The sequence below is a fragment of the Streptococcus mitis genome (assembly GCF_901542415.1).
Lineage (GTDB): Bacteria > Bacillota > Bacilli > Lactobacillales > Streptococcaceae > Streptococcus > Streptococcus mitis_BL.
This window is the reverse complement of sequence record NZ_CABEHV010000004.1, coordinates 600,238-616,574: the sequence shown is the minus strand read 5'-3', so window position 1 is coordinate 616,574 and position 16,337 is coordinate 600,238. Positions and strand designations below refer to the sequence as shown.

Sequence of the window (16,337 nt, the reverse complement as noted above, 5' to 3'; positions counted from 1 at the left end):
AACTATATAAGGAGAATTCTATCATGAATAGAGAAGAAGTAACATTGTTAGGTTTTGAAATCGTAGCCTATGCTGGCGATGCTCGTTCAAAACTATTGGAAGCTTTAAAGGCTGCTGAAGCTGGTGATTTTGCGAAAGCAGATAGCTTAGTTGAGGAAGCTGGTTCTTGTATTGCAGAGGCTCACCACGCGCAAACAAGTCTATTGGCTAAGGAAGCTTCTGGTGAGGACTTAGCCTATAGTGTAACCATGATGCATGGCCAAGACCACTTGATGACAACTATCTTATTAAAAGATTTGATGCACCATTTAATTGAACTGTACAAGAGAGGAGTTAAATAATGAATAAACTAATTGCATTTATTGAGAAAGGAAAACCTTTCTTTGAGAAACTATCTCGTAATATCTACCTTCGTGCCATTCGTGATGGTTTCATTGCAGGTATGCCTGTTATTCTCTTCTCAAGTATTTTTATCTTGATTGCCTTTGTACCAAACTCATGGGGCTTTAAATGGTCTGATGAAGTTGTAGCCTTTCTGATGAAACCTTATAGCTATTCTATGGGTATTCTGGCTCTCTTGGTAGCTGGTACAACAGCTAAGTCATTGACTGACTCAGTAAACCGTAGCATGGAGAAAACCAATCAAATCAACTATATGTCAACACTGTTAGCAGCGATTGTTGGTTTGTTGATGTTAGCAGCTGATCCTATCGAAAATGGTCTAGCTACTGGATTCTTGGGAACAAAAGGCTTGCTTTCAGCCTTCCTTGCTGCCTTTGTTACTGTAGCCATCTATAAGGTTTGTGTTAAGAACAACGTCACTATTCGTATGCCTGACGAAGTTCCACCAAATATCTCACAAGTCTTTAAAGATGTGATTCCATTCACTCTCTCAGTTGTTTCACTTTATGCTCTTGATTTACTAGCTCGTCATTTTGTTGGTGCAAGCGTAGCAGAATCAATCGGTAAATTCTTTGCACCATTATTCTCTGCTGCTGATGGTTATCTAGGTATTACGATTATCTTTGGTGCATTTGCATTCTTCTGGTTTGTTGGTATCCATGGTCCATCTATTGTTGAACCTGCTATCGCAGCAATTACCTATGCCAATGCCGAAGTCAACTTGAACCTTCTCCAACAAGGTATGCACGCTGACAAGATTCTTACTTCTGGTACACAAATGTTTATCGTTACCATGGGTGGTACTGGTGCGACACTGGTTGTTCCATTCATGTTCATGTGGTTAACAAAATCAAAACGTAACCGTGCAATCGGACGCGCTTCAGTAGTTCCAACTTTCTTTGGTGTAAATGAACCAATCTTGTTTGGTGCACCTCTTGTATTAAACCCAATCTTCTTCATTCCATTTATCTTTGCTCCAATCGCAAACGTTTGGATCTTTAAATTCTTCATTGAAACTCTTGGAATGAATTCATTTACTGCTAATCTACCATGGACAACTCCAGCTCCACTAGGTCTAGTTCTTGGTACGAACTTCCAAGTTCTATCATTCATTCTTGCTGCCCTTCTAATCGTGGTTGACGTAGTTATTTACTATCCATTCCTTAAAGTCTATGATGAACAAATTCTTGAAGAAGAGCGTTCAGGTAAATCTAATGATGAATTGAAAGACAAAGTTGCTGCAAACTTCAACACTGCAAAAGCAGATGCTATTCTTGAAAAAGCGGGTGTCGATGCAGCTCAAAATACAATCACTGAAGAAACAAATGTCCTCGTTCTCTGTGCAGGTGGAGGGACAAGTGGACTTCTTGCTAATGCTTTGAATAAGGCAGCTGCAGAATACAATGTCCCTGTGAAAGCAGCAGCAGGTGGCTATGGTGCTCACCGTGAAATGTTACCAGAGTTTGATCTAGTTATCCTTGCCCCTCAAGTTGCTTCAAACTTTGAAGACATGAAAGCAGAAACAGATAAGCTCGGTATTAAACTTGCCAAGACAGAAGGCGCTCAATACATCAAATTAACTCGTGATGGAAAAGGTGCTCTAGCATTTGTACAAGCTCAATTCGATTAACGATAGGGACTATAAAACAGTCTCCTATCGTTACGGAAATCGCTATGGCGAATTTCCTAATCGCCTTATTAATTCGTCGGTAAAAAGATATTGTTTTTACCTCCTCATGTCACAATTCGATTAACGATAGGGACTATAAAACAGTCTCCTATCGTTACGGCAATCGCTATGGCGAATTTCCTAATCGCCTTGTTAATTCGTCGGTAAAAAGATATCGTTTTTACCTTCTCATGTCACAATTCGATTAACGATAGGGACTATGAAATAGTCTCCTATCGTTACGGCAATCGCTATGGCAAATTTCCTAATCGCCTTATTAATTCGTCGGTAAAAAGCTATCGTTTTTACCTCCTCATGTTACAATTCGGTGACTTGGTACAAGAAGTGAGATGGAGAAGGATGGCTCACTGACTCCTCTCCTCTCACTTTTACTTTATTTAAATCAAGAAATAGGTGAAAAAAATGACAAAAACATTACCAAAAGACTTTATTTTCGGTGGCGCAACAGCTGCCTATCAAGCAGAAGGTGCTACACATACTGATGGTAAAGGACCAGTTGCGTGGGATAAGTATCTTGAAGATAACTACTGGTACACTGCCGAACCAGCCAGTGATTTTTACAATCGATACCCAGTTGACCTCAAGCTAGCAGAAGAGTATGGTGTCAATGGTATTCGAATTTCTATTGCCTGGTCACGTATTTTCCCGACTGGTTACGATCAAGTAAATGCTAAAGGTGTTGAATTTTATCATAATCTATTTGCAGAGTGTCACAAACGTCATGTTGAGCCTTTTGTAACTCTTCATCACTTTGACACGCCAGAAGCTCTCCACTCAAATGGCGACTTCTTAAACCGTGAAAATATTGAACACTTTGTAGACTACGCTGCCTTCTGTTTTGAAGAATTCCCAGAAGTAAACTATTGGACAACCTTTAATGAAATTGGGCCAATTGGTGATGGTCAATACTTGGTTGGAAAATTCCCTCCAGGTATTCAGTACGACCTTGCCAAAGTTTTCCAATCGCACCACAATATGATGATTTCTCATGCGCGTGCAGTCAAGCTATATAAAGATAAAGGTTATAAAGGTGAAATTGGTGTTGTTCACGCACTGCCAACCAAGTATCCTTTGGATCCTAAAAATCCAGCAGATGTTCGTGCAGCTGAGTTGGAAGATATTATTCACAATAAGTTTATCTTGGATGCAACTTATCTAGGTCGCTATTCAGATGAAACGATGGAAGGTGTCAACCATATCTTATCAGTCAATGGTGGTAGTTTGGATCTTCGTGAAGAAGATTTTACAGCATTAGAAGCTGCAAAAGACTTGAATGATTTTCTAGGCATCAACTACTATATGAGTGACTGGATGGAAGCCTTTGATGGCGAAACAGAAATCATTCATAATGGTAAGGGTGAGAAAGGAAGCTCTAAATACCAAATCAAAGGTGTTGGTCGTCGTGTAGCTCCTGATTATGTACCACGTACAGACTGGGATTGGATTATCTACCCTCAAGGTTTGTATGACCAAATCATGCGTGTGAAGAAAGATTATCCTAACTACAAGAAGATTTACATCACTGAAAATGGTCTCGGGTATAAAGATGAGTTCGTTGATAACACTGTTTATGATGATGGCCGTATTGATTATGTCAAACAACACTTAGAGGTTTTGTCTGATGTTATTGCTGATGGAGCGAATGTAAAGGGTTACTTCATTTGGTCATTGATGGACGTCTTCTCATGGTCAAACGGTTATGAAAAACGTTACGGTCTCTTCTATGTAGACTTTGAAACTCAAGAACGTTATCCTAAGAAATCAGCTCACTGGTACAAGAAAGTAGCAGAAAGTCAGATTATAGACTAGTAGAATTAGTAATTAGATATAGAATTCTAGTGAGGCAAAAGATGTTCAAAGATTTTATCCAATCAATTTATGAAAAAGTTTATATTATCAATTTTGATAAATGTTCTCAAATACCTTGTTTGACGAATGAGGAGCTGAAAGAACTTGGGAAATGGTATGTCTCTACCGGTAAAGAATGGATTTGTCATTCAGATTATGAGCTGGAAGAATTTAAAAATATCTTTTTAAATTTTATCAGTCCTGAAGAACGGGATAATATCTCCTTTGATTCAGATTTTATGCCGTTTCAAAAATCATAAAGAATCTAGGAAACTCTTTGTAAAAATCTTCATCAAAAAATGCGTCATATCAAGATTCTTATTTTCTTGATATGACGCATTTTATATTTTATCAATCCTCAGTTTTATGGTTTAGAAAGAATAATTTTTGTTTGTTTTGAAAGTTGTTCGAAGGTTTCTTTGCTCAGTTTAGAATCTGAAACGATGGTATCAATATCAGAGATATTGTAGAAGGTATAAAAATCAAATTTATTGAACTTACTATTGTCAGCTAGTAAGTATTTTTTATTGGAATTATTGAGGGCGATGCGTTGGGATTCACCTTCCTCTTCACTAAAGGTCGCAATCGCATTGTCCTGAATACCATTACAGCTAACGAAAGCTTTAGAAAATTGAAGATTGGCTAAGTTTTGCAAGGTTAGTGTTCCCACAAAGGCTCCAGTGATAGAGCGGTAGTTTCCACCGATTAAAATCAAATCTGTTAGTTTTCGTTCGTTTAAGATGAGAAAGACTGGTAAACTGTTTGTTACAACACGAATATTATCAATTGGAAGTTCACGGGCAAAAGATTCTAAGGTCGTACCAGGGCCGATAAAAATAGTTTCACCCTCATCAATTAAATGGCCTGCAAAACGGCTAATTTCTTGTTTTTCTGCAATCTGTAAGCTTTGTTTTTCAATATTGGAACGTTCATTGTTTAAAATGGAACCTGTGCGAATTTTCTCAGCTCCCCCGTGTACTCGAACAAGTAGATCCTTGTCTGCCAACTCTTGCAAGTAGCGTCTAGCAGTCATATCTGACACGTCCAAGCGAGTCATGATTTCTTTTACAGTAATAGTTCCCTTTGTATTTACCGTTTCTAGAATATTATCTAGTTTTTCCTGCTTTAACATCGTTATCACCTCTATTTCTATTACTATTTTATCATAAAGTATTCAATCAATCAATTTAAAAAACAAAAGAAAACAAAAACAAAAATATCATGGTTGTTTTAAACAAACCATGATATTTGTTATTGCTTATAAAATAGATAACATTAGTCTAAACCGTAGTTGTAATCATCGTCTTGCATGGCTTCAACTTCACCAAGGAGGTAACCATTTCCGACTTGAGAGAAGAAGTCGTGGTTAGAAGTTCCTGTTGAAATACCGTTCATAACGATTGGGTTGACATCATCAGCTGAATCTGGGAAGAGTGGATCTTGTCCCAGGTTCATGAGTGCCTTGTTAGCATTGTAGCGAAGGAAGGTTTTGACTTCTTCAGTCCAACCAACACCGTCATAGAGGCTCTCTGTATAACCTTCTTCGTTTTCATAAAGAGTGTAGAGCAGGTCGTACATCCATTCTTTGAGTTTTTCTTGCTCTTCCTCAGGTAATTCATTGAAACCGAGTTGGAATTTATATCCGATGTAGGTTCCGTGAACAGACTCATCACGAATGATTAATTTAATGATTTCCGCAACGTTGGCTAGCTTGTTGTTACCGAGATAGTAGAGGGGAGTGAAGAAACCTGAGTAGAAGAGGAAGGTTTCAAGGAAGACACTAGCAACTTTCTTTTCAAGTGGGCTACCGTTTAGGTAGATTTCGTTGACAATCTCAGCCTTTTTTTGTAGGTAAGGATTGGTGTTAGTCCATTCGAAAATTTCTTCAATCTCAGCCTTAGTATTCAAGGTAGAAAAGATTGATGAGTAAGATTTAGCGTGAACAGATTCCATAAATTGGATGTTATTGAAAACAGCTTCCTCATGTGGTGTACGGATGTCCGCGCGAAGGGCTTGAACCCCAGTTTCAGATTGCATAGTGTCGAGAAGTGTTAAACCACCAAAGACTTTTCCTACCAAGTCTTTTTCTACATTTGATAGCTTTCTCCAGTCATCCAAGTCATTTGACAAGGGAATACGTGTATCAAGCCAGAATTGCTCCGTCAGTTTTTCCCAAGTTGATTTGTCGATGACATCTTCGATGGCATTCCAGTTAATGGCTTTATAGTAAGTTTCCATTTTGAAATCTCTTTCTGTGTTTAGTATTGCGAACTCACAATTACTTCTATTTTATCATAATTCTAGAGGAGTATCGCACAAAAAGTCGGAAGCCCGACTTTTTGTTATTTCATAGTATAGATGTTTATTCTAGTTTAGTTTAGCAGGGTGAATGAATCACTTATCTGAGAAAATGTAGTTTCCTCAAGCAAAGATTAAATCACACAGCTTTCACATTGGTTAGCACCGACTTCTCCACCATCATCAGTAAAGGTACGGACGTAGTAGATAGACTTGATACCCTTGTTAAAGGCATAGTTACGAAGGATAGACAAGTCACGTGTCGTTTGTTTATTTTCCTTCTTCCATTCGTAAAGACCTTTTGGAATGTCACTACGCATGAAGAGTGTGAGTGAAAGTCCTTGGTCCACGTGCTCAGTTGCAGCAGCGTAAACATCAATGACCTTACGCATATCCATATCGTAAGCAGAAGTGTAGTAAGGAATGGTTTCTGTTGACAAGCCAGCAGCAGGGTAGTAGATTTTACCGATTTTCTTTTCTTGACGTTCTTCGATACGTTGCGTAATCGGGTGGATAGAAGCAGAAACGTCGTTGATATAGCTGATAGAACCATTTGGTGCTACAGCAAGGCGGTTTTGGTGGTAAAGACCATCTGCTTGAACCTTATCGCGAAGTTCAGACCAGTCAGCAGCACTTGGGATAAAGACATCTTTGAAGAGTTCTTTAACACGGTCTGATTTTGGAACAAATTCGCCAGTTACATACTTGTCGAAGTAGCTTCCGTTAGCATAATCTGATTTTTCAAAGTTATGGAAGGTAATACCACGTTCACGCGCGATATTGTTTGACTCAACCAAGGTCCAGTAGTTCATAAGCATAAAGTAGATGCTTGTAAACTCAACAGACTCAGGTGATCCATATTCAATCAGTTGTTGGGCAAGGTAGCTGTGAAGTCCCATGGCACCAAGACCAAAAGTATGAGCTTGGCTATTTCCATGGTCGATAGTAGGGACAGCTACGATGTGTGAACTATCTGTAACGAAAGTAAGGGCACGAACCATAGCACGGATAGAACGACCAAAGTCAGGTGAAGTCATCATGTTGACCACGTTAGTTGAACCAAGATTACATGAAACGTCTGTTCCCATTTGAAGGAATTCTTGAGCATCGTTGATCAAGCTTGGTTCTTGAACTTGAAGAATCTCAGAACACAAGTTACTCATGATAATCTTACCATCAACAGGATTTGCACGGTTAGCCGTATCAATGTTGACTACATAAGGGTAACCAGACTCTTGTTGTAATTTAGAAATCTCAGTTTCCAAATCACGCGCCTTGATTTTTGTCTTGCGGATGTTTGGATTTGCGACCAATTCATCGTATTTTTCAGTGATGTCGATATAGTTGAATGGTACACCATATTCAAGTTCTACAGAATATGGGCTGAAGAGGTACATTTCTTCATTTTTACGAGCCAATTCGTAGAATTTATCTGGTACTACAACACCAAGTGAAAGGGTCTTTACACGAACTTTTTCATCAGCGTTTTCTTTCTTAGTTGAAAGGAAGGCGATGATATCGGGGTGAAAGACGTTGAGGTAGACAACACCAGCACCTTGACGTTGACCCAATTGGTTTGAGTAAGAGAAGCTGTCTTCGAAGAGTTTCATAACAGGTACGACTCCAGAAGCTGCACCTTCATAGCCTTTGATAGGTGCACCAGCTTCACGAAGATTGCTGAGGGTAATTCCTACACCACCACCGATACGTGAAAGTTGAAGAGCAGAGTTGATAGAACGTCCGATAGAGTTCATATCATCAGTCACTTGGATCAAGAAGCAAGATACCAACTCCCCACGACGAGCACGTCCAGCATTCAAGAAGGAAGGAGTAGCCGGTTGATAGCGTTGGTGGATGATTTCATTGGCAATATCGATTGCAACAGCTTCATCACCATCAGCGAAATAAAGGGCGTTAAAGAAGACGCGGTCTTCCATACTTTCAAGATAATATTCACCGTCGTTGGTTTTCAAAGCATATTGATTATAAAATTTATAGGCAGCCATGAAAGACTTGAATTGGAAGTTTTGTTCTTTGATAAATTGATACAATTCTTCCAAAAATTCTGGACGGTATTTCTTGATAAAGGCTGTTTCGATGTAGTTGTGTTCAATGAGGTAGTTGATTTTATCTTTGATTGAATCAAAAACCATAGTGTTTGGAACTACATTTTCTTTAAAGAAAGCATCCAAGGCTTCTTTATCTTTATGAAGCATGATTTGTCCATTAACAGGACGGTTGATTTCGTTATTGAGACGGAAGTAAGTCACGTCCTCAAGATGTTTTAATCCCATAAAATTTCCCTTATCTAATTACAAAAGAAAGGCTTCTAAGTTAGCCCTAGAAGCAGTCTCTTCTGGATGATGTACTAAGATTATGCTAATTGTTTCAGTTTTCCTGGTTGGAAACCTGAAAAGACTTCAGTTGGTGTTTGGATAACAGGAGCTGCGCTGAAACCGAGCTCTTTAACTTGATCGATGTACTCAGGTTGCTCATCGAGATTGATTTCTTTATATTCAACGTTATTACTGTCCAAGAAACGTTTGGTCATTTTACATTGGACACAGTTATTTTTAGAATAAACGGTTACCATTGTGTAACTCCTTTTTCAAAATAGATTACTTTCTTAGTATATCAGAAATTAAATTTTTGTCAACGATTTAAAACTAAATATAGTGGTCTGTTTTTCTACAAAACCTAGCAAAACACAATATGTAGTGTTTCGTTTATAAAATAGCAAAGAATATCCTACAAGTAGTTTTTTGGAAAACTATATCCTGTGTTTTGTTATCTAGAATAGAAGATTTTCAGCAAGTTATCTGAAAGGAAATCGAATAAATCCCATAAAATGCTTGAAAAAAATCCTAGAAGATGATATAATACCAAATTGTAAGGGTTATCACATATAACTCAAAAAAGAAAGAACAAAAGGAGAGTCAAACTATGGCTTCTAAAGATTTCCACGTAGTGGCAGAAACAGGTATTCACGCACGTCCAGCAACATTGTTGGTACAAACTGCTAGCAAATTTGCTTCAGATATCACTCTTGAGTACAAAGGTAAATCAGTTAACCTTAAATCAATCATGGGTGTTATGAGTCTTGGTGTTGGCCAAGGTGCTGACGTAACTATCTCAGCTGAAGGTGCAGATGCAGATGACGCTATCGCTGCAATCTCAGAAACAATGGAAAAAGAAGGATTGGCATAAGGGAAATGACAGAAATGCTTAAAGGAATCGCAGCATCTGACGGTGTTGCAGTTGCAAAAGCATATCTACTCGTTCAACCGGATTTGTCATTCGAGACTGTTTCAGTCGAAGATACAAACGCAGAAGAGGCTCGTTTGGATGTAGCTCTTGAAGCTTCTCAAAACGAGCTTTCTCTTATCCGTGAGAAAGCTGTAGGTACGCTTGGTGAAGAAGCGGCTCAAGTTTTTGACGCTCATTTGATGGTTCTTGCTGACCCAGAATTGATTGGTCAGATTAAAGAAACAATTCGTGCTAAGAAAGTCAATGCAGAAGCAGGTCTTAAAGAAGTGACTGACATGTTCATCACTATCTTTGAAGGTATGGAAGATAACCCATACATGCAAGAACGTGCAGCGGATATCCGCGACGTGACAAAACGTGTATTGGCAAACCTTCTTGGTAAGAAATTGCCAAACCCAGCTTCTATCAATGAAGAAGTAATCGTGATTGCGCATGACTTGACACCATCTGATACAGCTCAATTGGACAAAAACTTTGTAAAAGCTTTTGTAACAAACATCGGTGGACGTACAAGCCACTCAGCTATCATGGCGCGTACACTTGAAATTGCAGCTGTATTGGGAACAAACAACATCACTGAAGTAGTGAAGGACGGTGATATCCTTGCCGTTAACGGAATTACTGGTGAAGTGATTATCAACCCAACAGATGAACAAGCGGCAGAATTTAAAGCAGCTGGTGAAGCTTATGCTAAACAAAAAGCTGAATGGGCACTTTTGAAAGATGCTCAAACAGTGACTGCTGACGGTAAACACTTCGAGTTGGCAGCTAACATCGGTACTCCAAAAGACGTGGAAGGTGTTAACAACAACGGTGCAGAAGCTGTTGGACTTTACCGTACAGAGTTCTTGTACATGGATTCTCAAGACTTCCCAACTGAAGATGAGCAGTATGAAGCATACAAGGCTGTTCTTGAGGGAATGAATGGTAAACCAGTGGTTGTTCGTACAATGGATATCGGTGGAGATAAGGAACTTCCTTACTTCGATATGCCACATGAAATGAACCCATTCCTTGGATTCCGTGCCCTTCGTATCTCTATTTCTGAAACTGGAGATGCAATGTTCCGTACACAAATCCGTGCCCTTCTTCGTGCTTCTGCTCATGGTCAATTGCGTATCATGTTCCCAATGGTTGCCCTTTTGAAAGAATTCCGTGCAGCTAAAGCAGTTTATGAAGAAGAAAAAGCAAACCTTCTTGCTGAAGGTGTTGCAGTTGCGGATGATATCCAAGTTGGTATCATGATTGAAATCCCTGCAGCAGCTATGCTTGCAGACCAATTTGCAAAAGAAGTAGACTTCATGTCAATTGGTACAAACGACTTGATCCAATATTCAATGGCGGCAGACCGTATGAACGAACAAGTTTCATACCTTTACCAACCATATAACCCATCAATCCTTCGCTTGATCAACAACGTTATCAAGGCAGCTCACGCTGAAGGTAAATGGGCTGGTATGTGTGGTGAGATGGCTGGTGACCAAAAAGCTGTTCCACTTCTTGTCGGAATGGGCTTGGATGAATTCTCTATGTCAGCAACATCTGTCCTTCGTACACGTAGCTTGATGAAGAAATTGGACACTGCTAAGATGGAAGAGTACGCTAACCGTGCCCTTACAGAGTGTTCAACAATGGAAGAAGTTCTCGAGCTTCAAAAAGAATACGTTAACTTCGATTAATGTCATTAACCTTGTAACTTAGTTGCAAGGTTTTTTGACGCATTTTGGAAAAGTATAGTCTTGTAAAGTCCACTTTTCAATGAGTCAGGGGCATGATATAATAGAAGGAAACAAATAGAATAAGAGAGAAATCATGTCTAAAGAAATTGATATTGAGTATTACCACCAGCTAGCCTTACAAAAGCAGAAGGAGCATCGAAAAGTTTTAGCCAATTTAAAGAAAAAGCCACCAAAAAATTTAGATAAGATAGCCCAGCAGATTCACCAAGAAGTTTTTAAGGAGATTGATTGCACTGCCTGTGCTAACTGTTGCAAGACATTGGGTCCTGACTTCAAGGAAGCAGACATCACTCGTATTGCCAAGTACTTTAAGATGAAATTACCAGCTTTTGAAGCTGAATTCCTTCAGGTAGATGAAGATGGGGATAAGGTTTTCAAATCCATGCCCTGCCCATTTTTAGGAGGAGATAACCTCTGTTCTATCTATGACGTTCGTCCAAAGGCCTGTCGTGAATTTCCCCATACAGACCGTAAAAAGATCCATCAAATCAACCATCTAACGATTAAGAATACCCTAACCTGTCCAGCAGCCTATCTCTTTGTTGAGAAATTAAAGGATAAGTTATAGAGATTTAAAGGATAAAAAATTTCTAATAGTAACTAGAGATATGAAGGGAGTATTCCTGTGCCTAGACCGAAAACAAAAGAGGAGCTAGTGCTGGCCTCTAAGGAAAACTATGAAAAGCTCAATCTTTTCATCTCCAAACTAAGTGAAGATGAGCTACAGACTCCATTTGATTTTACAAGAGACCAAAAGAAAAAAGAGGCTCACTGGAAAAGGGATAAGAATCTGCGGGATGTCTTGATTCATCTTTATGAATGGCAGCAGTTACTTTTGACTTGGGTACATTCTAATCAAGAAGGTCACGAAAGACCTTTTCTCCCTGAACCTTATAATTGGAAAACTTATAGAGAAATGAATGTCGCTTTTTGGAAGAAGCACCAGAAAACCTCCTTAGAAGAAGCGACTAGACTCCTAGAACAATCACATAGAGAGGTTTTAGAGTTGATAGAAGTTTTTAGCAATGACGAATTGTTCACAAAAGGTGTCTATAAGTGGACTGGAGGAACAAGTCTAGGTTCCTACTTTGCCAGTAGCACGTCAAGTCACTATGATTAGGCTCTGAAAAAACTCAAAGCGCATAGGAAGAATTGTAAGGTATAGATGGATTATTTGATATAGAAAGAATGAGTTCTTTTAAATGTAAGATAGAAGCAAAGGGCTACCAAGTGATGTAGCCCTTTTGAGTTATACAAGCAAATTACCATGCAAAAGCTGTCGTTGGAGCATTGAGCGCTTCTAACCACTGTTTATTTTTTACGGGGCAAAGAGTTACAGATACACCTGCCATATCTAGGCTAGTCATAAATGTTCCTGATTTTATAAAAGTAATAGTGACTCCTTCAATTTCTAAGAGTTGAAGGATATCATTGATAAATATGCCCATTTCTAAGTTGCTGGTAGTGCCTAGATTATTTACAAGCAATATAAATTGATCACCCTTTTTCCAATGATAGTGCAATCTTAATTTACTTATAATTTCATTTGCAAGGATTTCAGATGATTGGAATGGGACGATACGATAGCCTTCTTCGCCATGTATCCCAATACCATAGGAAATATTTCCTTCTTCCAAGTTAAATAGTGGAAGGGTGGCTTGGGGGAGACTAGCAGCTTTCGTTGCAAAGCCAATTGTTGCGATTTCGGGAGCAAGCTGATGACCTAAATCAGTTAGTTGCTCGATGTTGGCACCATTTTGAGCTGCAAATCCTAGGATTTTATGAAGTAAGATTGTCCCTGCAAGCCCTCTTCCTCTAATTTGAAATCTATTGTGAGGTTCAATTGAAATATCGTCGTGTGCTAGACTATAGCCGACCTTAATTCCTTCTTTTCTAGCAGTGTTAATGGCCCAGCTAAATTCTTTGATGTCTGCTTCGAAATTTTTTACAATGATGAAGACACCGTGACCATTGTTTAAAAAACGAATGGACTCTAAGATTTCAGTTCTTGTAGGAGGAGTAAATAATTGGCCATAGATAGCACCAGTAAGCATTCCTTCTCCCACATATCCAATATGCGCAGGTTCGTGACCGGAACCTCCACCCGACAATATTGGAACCTGATGAGGATTGCGATTTTTTTGATAGACTAGTGGTAAAGTAGGGTGTTTTTCTAATTCAGGATGACTGCTGACAGTTGCCGAAATGTAACTTGAAATAATTTTCTGTTTATGATTTGAAATAAATGTCATTGTGGTCTCTTTCCAATAATTGTCATGATTAGAAAGTCTGGTTGTGGAACTGGACTTTTTTTATTGACGTAAGCCTTCACGATTTCTGCTAGAGCATGTGAATGATAGTCTAACAAAAAACAAGTATAAGCAGATGAATCGATATCAATCTGACCGTATTCTCTTAAAATTTTTGATACAAGCAAGCGACAGTAGCTGATAAATTGGTCATAGAAGTTATTTTGCCCTTGAATATCAAAAAGTTGAATATAAAAGTCACGCTCTTGTTCGAAATAAAAAAATAATTCTTGTAATAGTTTTTTGCCTGAAATGAAGTCCAAGTTATTGGTGATATACTCGGTTAAGTCATTTTCAAATATCCAGTCTAGCAGTTCATATTTGTCAAGAAAGTGATTATAAAAGGTCTGTCTACGAATGCCAGCTGATTCCATGATCTCTACAATAGAGATTTTGTCAAATTCTCTAGTAGCTAATAGGTCTCTAAATGCTTTGGCAATCCGTTTTTTTGTAATGAGTGATGATACCATAGGAAACCTTTCTTTTACTTCCTTCATTTTACCAAAAAAATGTTTGAAACGGGTTTAAAAGGGGACAAATAAAAGAATCTGTCCCTTATCAGCCAGCAATAAAAAATATATAATGAAAGCGAAAACAAAGGTAGATGCCGAAAGGAGTTTCTCATGAAAAAAATTATAAATGAACCGACACAAGTTGTTGATGAAATGTTGCAGGGGTTGTCATTCATGCATGATGACTTGGTAGAACGCTTAGATGGTTTTGATGTTATCGTTAGAAAGGCAGAAAAGACAGGAAAAGTTGGACTCATTTCAGGTGGAGGCTCAGGACATGAACCAAGTCATGCAGGATTTGTAGGGGATGGGATGTTGTCTGCTGCCATTTGTGGAGCAGTCTTTACCTCGCCTACTCCAGACCAAATTTTAGAAGCCATTAAGGCGGCTGATGAAGGTGCTGGAGTTTTCATGGTCATCAAGAACTATTCTGGGGACATCATGAACTTTGAAATTGCACAAGAACTTGCTGAAATGGAAGGTATTGATGTAGCAAGTGTTGTGGTTGATGATGATATCGCTGTTGAAAATAGTCTCTATACTCAGGGCCGTCGAGGTGTTGCGGGTACTATTTTAGTTCATAAAATTTTGGGTGCTGCGGCTCGTTCTGGTAAATCATTAGCTGAAATGAAGGATTTGGCAGATAAAATTGTGTTAGAAATTAAAACAATTGGGCTGGCCTTGTCTGGTGCAACCGTTCCTGAAGTTGGCAAACCAGGATTTGTTTTAGAAGACGATGAATTTGAATATGGAGTTGGTATTCACGGTGAGCCAGGGTATAAGAAAGAGAAAATGCAACCTTCAGCACAATTGGCCTCAGAATTGGTTGAAAAATTATCTGAAGGTTTCCAACTTAAAGCTGGCGAACGCTATGGTCTTCTCATTAATGGTTTAGGAAGCACGCCACTTATGGAACAATATGTATTCGCAAATGATGTGGCTAAATTGCTCCATGAAAAAGGTGTTCAGTTGGCATTTAAGAAAATTGGAAACTATATGACTTCAATCGATATGGCTGGTTTGTCATTAACATTGATTCGATTGGCATATGATGAGTGGTTGGATGCTCTAAATGCACCTGTTACTACACCAGCTTGGTAAAACTTTAGGAGGAAATGTCGCATGAATGCTGAACAAGCTCTTGAATGGATGAAGCTTTTTAATGAAAAGATTCAAGAACAGAAAGATTATCTTAGTGAACTAGACACACCTATAGGAGATGGAGATCACGGTGGAAATATGGCGCGTGGCATGGCTGCAGTTATGGAAAACTTAGAAGGAAAGCCATTTGAGACAAGTAGTGATGTTTTTAAACTTGTCTCAATGCAACTACTGAGTAAGGTAGGCGGTGCTTCTGGTCCTTTGTATGGCTCTGCTTTTATGGGCATGGCCAAGTCTGATTCAAATTCGAAATTAGAAGAAATCTTACAAAGTGGTTTGGATATGATTGTCAAACGCGGGAAAGCAGAAGTTGGAGAAAAGACAATGGTTGATGTTTGGACTCCTGTTATTGCTGCTTTGTCTGATGGCAAGTTGACTCAAGAGGTTATTGATCAGGTAGTGAATGCTACCAAAGATTTACTTGCAACTAAAGGAAGAGCATCTTATGTAGGAGAGCGTTCTCTTGGACATATTGACCCTGGATCATTTTCATCAGGATTACTCTTTACTGCTCTATTAGAAACTGGGGTGGTTTAATGGGAAGTATTGGTCTTGTTATCGTTTCACATTCCAAAAACATTGCACAAGGTCTTGTTGAACTGATTAGTGAAGTAGCTAAAGATGTTCCGATTACTTATATAGGAGGAACCGAAGATGGAGGAATTGGAACAAGTTTTGATCAAGTAGATAGGGTTGTTTCTGAAAATCCAGAAGATACTTTATTAGCTTTTTTTGACCTAGGTTCTGCTAAAATGAACTTAGAAATGGTGGCTGATTTCAGTGATAAGAGTATCATCATCAACAGGGTTCCAATTGTAGAAGGTGCCTATACTGCAGCTGCTCTTCTTCAGGCTGGTGCAGAACTGTCAGTTATTCAAACACAGTTGTCGGAGCTTGAAATCAATAAATAAGAAATTTTACTATAACTCTTTTTATAGGTGGGCTATTAATTATCTCACCTATCAAATTTTAAGTAAAAAATTTCAAAATCAGAAAGGGATTGCTTTGGGCAGTTCCTTTTTAATGTAAAAGGAGTGGAATCATAGCGTTTCTAAATTGTTAATACTCTTCGAAAATCAAATTCAAACCACGTCAACGTCGCCTTGCCGTA

General features: G+C 38.7%; 17 protein-coding genes. 11 read left to right on the top strand and 6 right to left on the bottom strand.

Translation table 11 applies throughout. The annotated features are described in order from the left end of the window. The first annotated feature begins 23 nt into the window (after nt 1-23). The 4 genes from FQT24_RS03290 (at nt 24) to FQT24_RS03275 (ending at nt 4,200) form a co-directional block, all read left to right on the top strand. Entirely contained in the window at nt 24-341 is a 318-nt protein-coding gene (locus FQT24_RS03290) for a PTS lactose/cellobiose transporter subunit IIA (RefSeq protein WP_001078320.1), read from the top strand. Next, on the top strand, nt 341-2,032 hold the full coding sequence (locus tag FQT24_RS03285) for a lactose-specific PTS transporter subunit EIIC (protein WP_045611530.1): 1,692 nt from the start codon (nt 341-343) through the stop codon (nt 2,030-2,032). Before FQT24_RS03290 ends, FQT24_RS03285 begins: the two co-directional genes overlap by 1 nt. 462 nt (nt 2,033-2,494) lie before the next feature. After that, nucleotides 2,495-3,901 carry a 6-phospho-beta-galactosidase gene (gene lacG, locus FQT24_RS03280; protein ID WP_143952155.1) on the top strand — a complete coding sequence of 469 codons (1,407 nt, stop codon included), beginning with the start codon at nt 2,495-2,497 and terminating at the stop codon, nt 3,899-3,901. Nucleotides 3,902-3,942: 41 nt separating this feature from the next. Continuing rightward, the gene (locus FQT24_RS03275) at nt 3,943-4,200 is read left to right on the top strand and encodes a DUF3884 family protein (RefSeq protein ID WP_143952154.1); all 258 of its coding nucleotides are present in this window, start codon (nt 3,943-3,945) and stop codon (nt 4,198-4,200) included. Nucleotides 4,201-4,304: 104 nt separating this feature from the next. On the opposite strand, the gene FQT24_RS03270 is transcribed toward FQT24_RS03275, so the two are convergent. The 4 genes from FQT24_RS03270 to nrdH form a co-directional block, all read right to left on the bottom strand. Then, complete coding sequence (locus tag FQT24_RS03270) at nt 4,305-5,072, bottom strand: DeoR/GlpR family DNA-binding transcription regulator (RefSeq protein ID WP_000917575.1); 768 nt, start codon at nt 5,070-5,072, stop codon at nt 4,305-4,307. A 143-nt stretch (nt 5,073-5,215) separates the two neighbouring features. Continuing rightward, the gene (gene nrdF, locus FQT24_RS03265; RefSeq protein ID WP_000451386.1) at nt 5,216-6,178 is read right to left on the bottom strand and encodes a class 1b ribonucleoside-diphosphate reductase subunit beta; all 963 of its coding nucleotides are present in this window, start codon (nt 6,176-6,178) and stop codon (nt 5,216-5,218) included. A gap of 194 nt (nt 6,179-6,372) precedes the next feature. Then, a complete protein-coding gene (nrdE, locus tag FQT24_RS03260; protein WP_143952153.1) occupies nt 6,373-8,532 on the bottom strand; it encodes a class 1b ribonucleoside-diphosphate reductase subunit alpha in 2,160 nt (719 codons plus the stop codon). Nucleotides 8,533-8,612: 80 nt separating this feature from the next. Beyond that, nucleotides 8,613-8,831: a glutaredoxin-like protein NrdH gene (nrdH, locus tag FQT24_RS03255; RefSeq protein ID WP_000259243.1), complete on the bottom strand. Its 219-nt coding sequence runs from the start codon at nt 8,829-8,831 to the stop codon at nt 8,613-8,615. Nucleotides 8,832-9,181: 350 nt separating this feature from the next. Here nrdH and FQT24_RS03250 point away from each other — a divergent pair, with 350 nt between their 5' ends. From FQT24_RS03250 to FQT24_RS03235, 4 genes are all read left to right on the top strand, one after another. Beyond that, complete coding sequence (locus tag FQT24_RS03250; protein ID WP_000146947.1) at nt 9,182-9,445, top strand: phosphocarrier protein HPr; 264 nt, start codon at nt 9,182-9,184, stop codon at nt 9,443-9,445. Between the two features lie 5 nt (nt 9,446-9,450). Beyond that, nucleotides 9,451-11,184: a phosphoenolpyruvate--protein phosphotransferase gene (gene ptsP / locus FQT24_RS03245; RefSeq protein WP_143952152.1), complete on the top strand. Its 1,734-nt coding sequence runs from the start codon at nt 9,451-9,453 to the stop codon at nt 11,182-11,184. 133 nt (nt 11,185-11,317) lie between these two features. After that, complete coding sequence (locus FQT24_RS03240; protein WP_143952151.1) at nt 11,318-11,812, top strand: YkgJ family cysteine cluster protein; 495 nt, start codon at nt 11,318-11,320, stop codon at nt 11,810-11,812. Nucleotides 11,813-11,869: 57 nt separating this feature from the next. Further along, nucleotides 11,870-12,364, top strand: a complete 495-nt coding sequence (locus tag FQT24_RS03235; protein WP_143952150.1) for a ClbS/DfsB family four-helix bundle protein — start codon at nt 11,870-11,872, stop codon at nt 12,362-12,364. 142 nt (nt 12,365-12,506) lie between these two features. Here the strand turns inward: FQT24_RS03235 and dhaQ are convergent, their stop codons facing one another. Beyond that, on the bottom strand, nt 12,507-13,496 hold the full coding sequence (gene dhaQ, locus FQT24_RS03230; protein ID WP_143952149.1) for a DhaKLM operon coactivator DhaQ: 990 nt from the start codon (nt 13,494-13,496) through the stop codon (nt 12,507-12,509). Then, nucleotides 13,493-14,023 (bottom strand): dihydroxyacetone kinase transcriptional activator DhaS, encoded by a 531-nt coding sequence (gene dhaS, locus FQT24_RS03225; RefSeq protein ID WP_143952148.1) that lies wholly within the window; start codon nt 14,021-14,023, stop codon nt 13,493-13,495. Before dhaS ends, dhaQ begins: the two co-directional genes overlap by 4 nt. 153 nt (nt 14,024-14,176) lie before the next feature. Between dhaS and dhaK the strand changes: the two genes are divergently transcribed. From dhaK to dhaM, 3 genes are read left to right on the top strand one after another with little or no spacing between them, the layout of a single operon-like run. Then, nucleotides 14,177-15,166, top strand: coding sequence for a dihydroxyacetone kinase subunit DhaK (gene dhaK, locus FQT24_RS03220; protein ID WP_143952147.1), 990 nt, complete (start codon nt 14,177-14,179; stop codon nt 15,164-15,166). Between the two features lie 21 nt (nt 15,167-15,187). Next, nucleotides 15,188-15,763, top strand: coding sequence for a dihydroxyacetone kinase subunit DhaL (gene dhaL, locus FQT24_RS03215; protein WP_143952146.1), 576 nt, complete (start codon nt 15,188-15,190; stop codon nt 15,761-15,763). Next, a complete protein-coding gene (gene dhaM, locus FQT24_RS03210; RefSeq protein ID WP_143952145.1) occupies nt 15,763-16,137 on the top strand; it encodes a dihydroxyacetone kinase phosphoryl donor subunit DhaM in 375 nt (124 codons plus the stop codon). The genes dhaL and dhaM overlap by 1 nt, the downstream gene beginning before the upstream one ends. Nucleotides 16,138-16,337 lie beyond the last annotated feature (200 nt).

Excerpts from the sequence above, each read along its gene's own strand:
- FQT24_RS03290 (WP_001078320.1), top strand. The coding sequence starts at position 24 with ATGAATAGAGAAGAAGTAACATTGTTAGGTTTTGAAATCGTAGCCTAT.
- FQT24_RS03285 (WP_045611530.1), top strand. The coding sequence starts at position 341 with ATGAATAAACTAATTGCATTTATTGAGAAAGGAAAACCTTTCTTTGAG.
- lacG (WP_143952155.1), top strand. The coding sequence starts at position 2,495 with ATGACAAAAACATTACCAAAAGACTTTATTTTCGGTGGCGCAACAGCT.
- FQT24_RS03275 (WP_143952154.1), top strand. The coding sequence starts at position 3,943 with ATGTTCAAAGATTTTATCCAATCAATTTATGAAAAAGTTTATATTATC.
- FQT24_RS03270 (WP_000917575.1), bottom strand. The coding sequence starts at position 5,072 with ATGTTAAAGCAGGAAAAACTAGATAATATTCTAGAAACGGTAAATACA.
- nrdF (WP_000451386.1), bottom strand. The coding sequence starts at position 6,178 with ATGGAAACTTACTATAAAGCCATTAACTGGAATGCCATCGAAGATGTC.
- nrdE (WP_143952153.1), bottom strand. The coding sequence starts at position 8,532 with ATGGGATTAAAACATCTTGAGGACGTGACTTACTTCCGTCTCAATAAC.
- nrdH (WP_000259243.1), bottom strand. The coding sequence starts at position 8,831 with ATGGTAACCGTTTATTCTAAAAATAACTGTGTCCAATGTAAAATGACC.
- FQT24_RS03250 (WP_000146947.1), top strand. The coding sequence starts at position 9,182 with ATGGCTTCTAAAGATTTCCACGTAGTGGCAGAAACAGGTATTCACGCA.
- ptsP (WP_143952152.1), top strand. The coding sequence starts at position 9,451 with ATGACAGAAATGCTTAAAGGAATCGCAGCATCTGACGGTGTTGCAGTT.
- FQT24_RS03240 (WP_143952151.1), top strand. The coding sequence starts at position 11,318 with ATGTCTAAAGAAATTGATATTGAGTATTACCACCAGCTAGCCTTACAA.
- dhaQ (WP_143952149.1), bottom strand. The coding sequence starts at position 13,496 with ATGACATTTATTTCAAATCATAAACAGAAAATTATTTCAAGTTACATT.
- dhaS (WP_143952148.1), bottom strand. The coding sequence starts at position 14,023 with ATGGTATCATCACTCATTACAAAAAAACGGATTGCCAAAGCATTTAGA.
- dhaK (WP_143952147.1), top strand. The coding sequence starts at position 14,177 with ATGAAAAAAATTATAAATGAACCGACACAAGTTGTTGATGAAATGTTG.
- dhaL (WP_143952146.1), top strand. The coding sequence starts at position 15,188 with ATGAATGCTGAACAAGCTCTTGAATGGATGAAGCTTTTTAATGAAAAG.
- dhaM (WP_143952145.1), top strand. The coding sequence starts at position 15,763 with ATGGGAAGTATTGGTCTTGTTATCGTTTCACATTCCAAAAACATTGCA.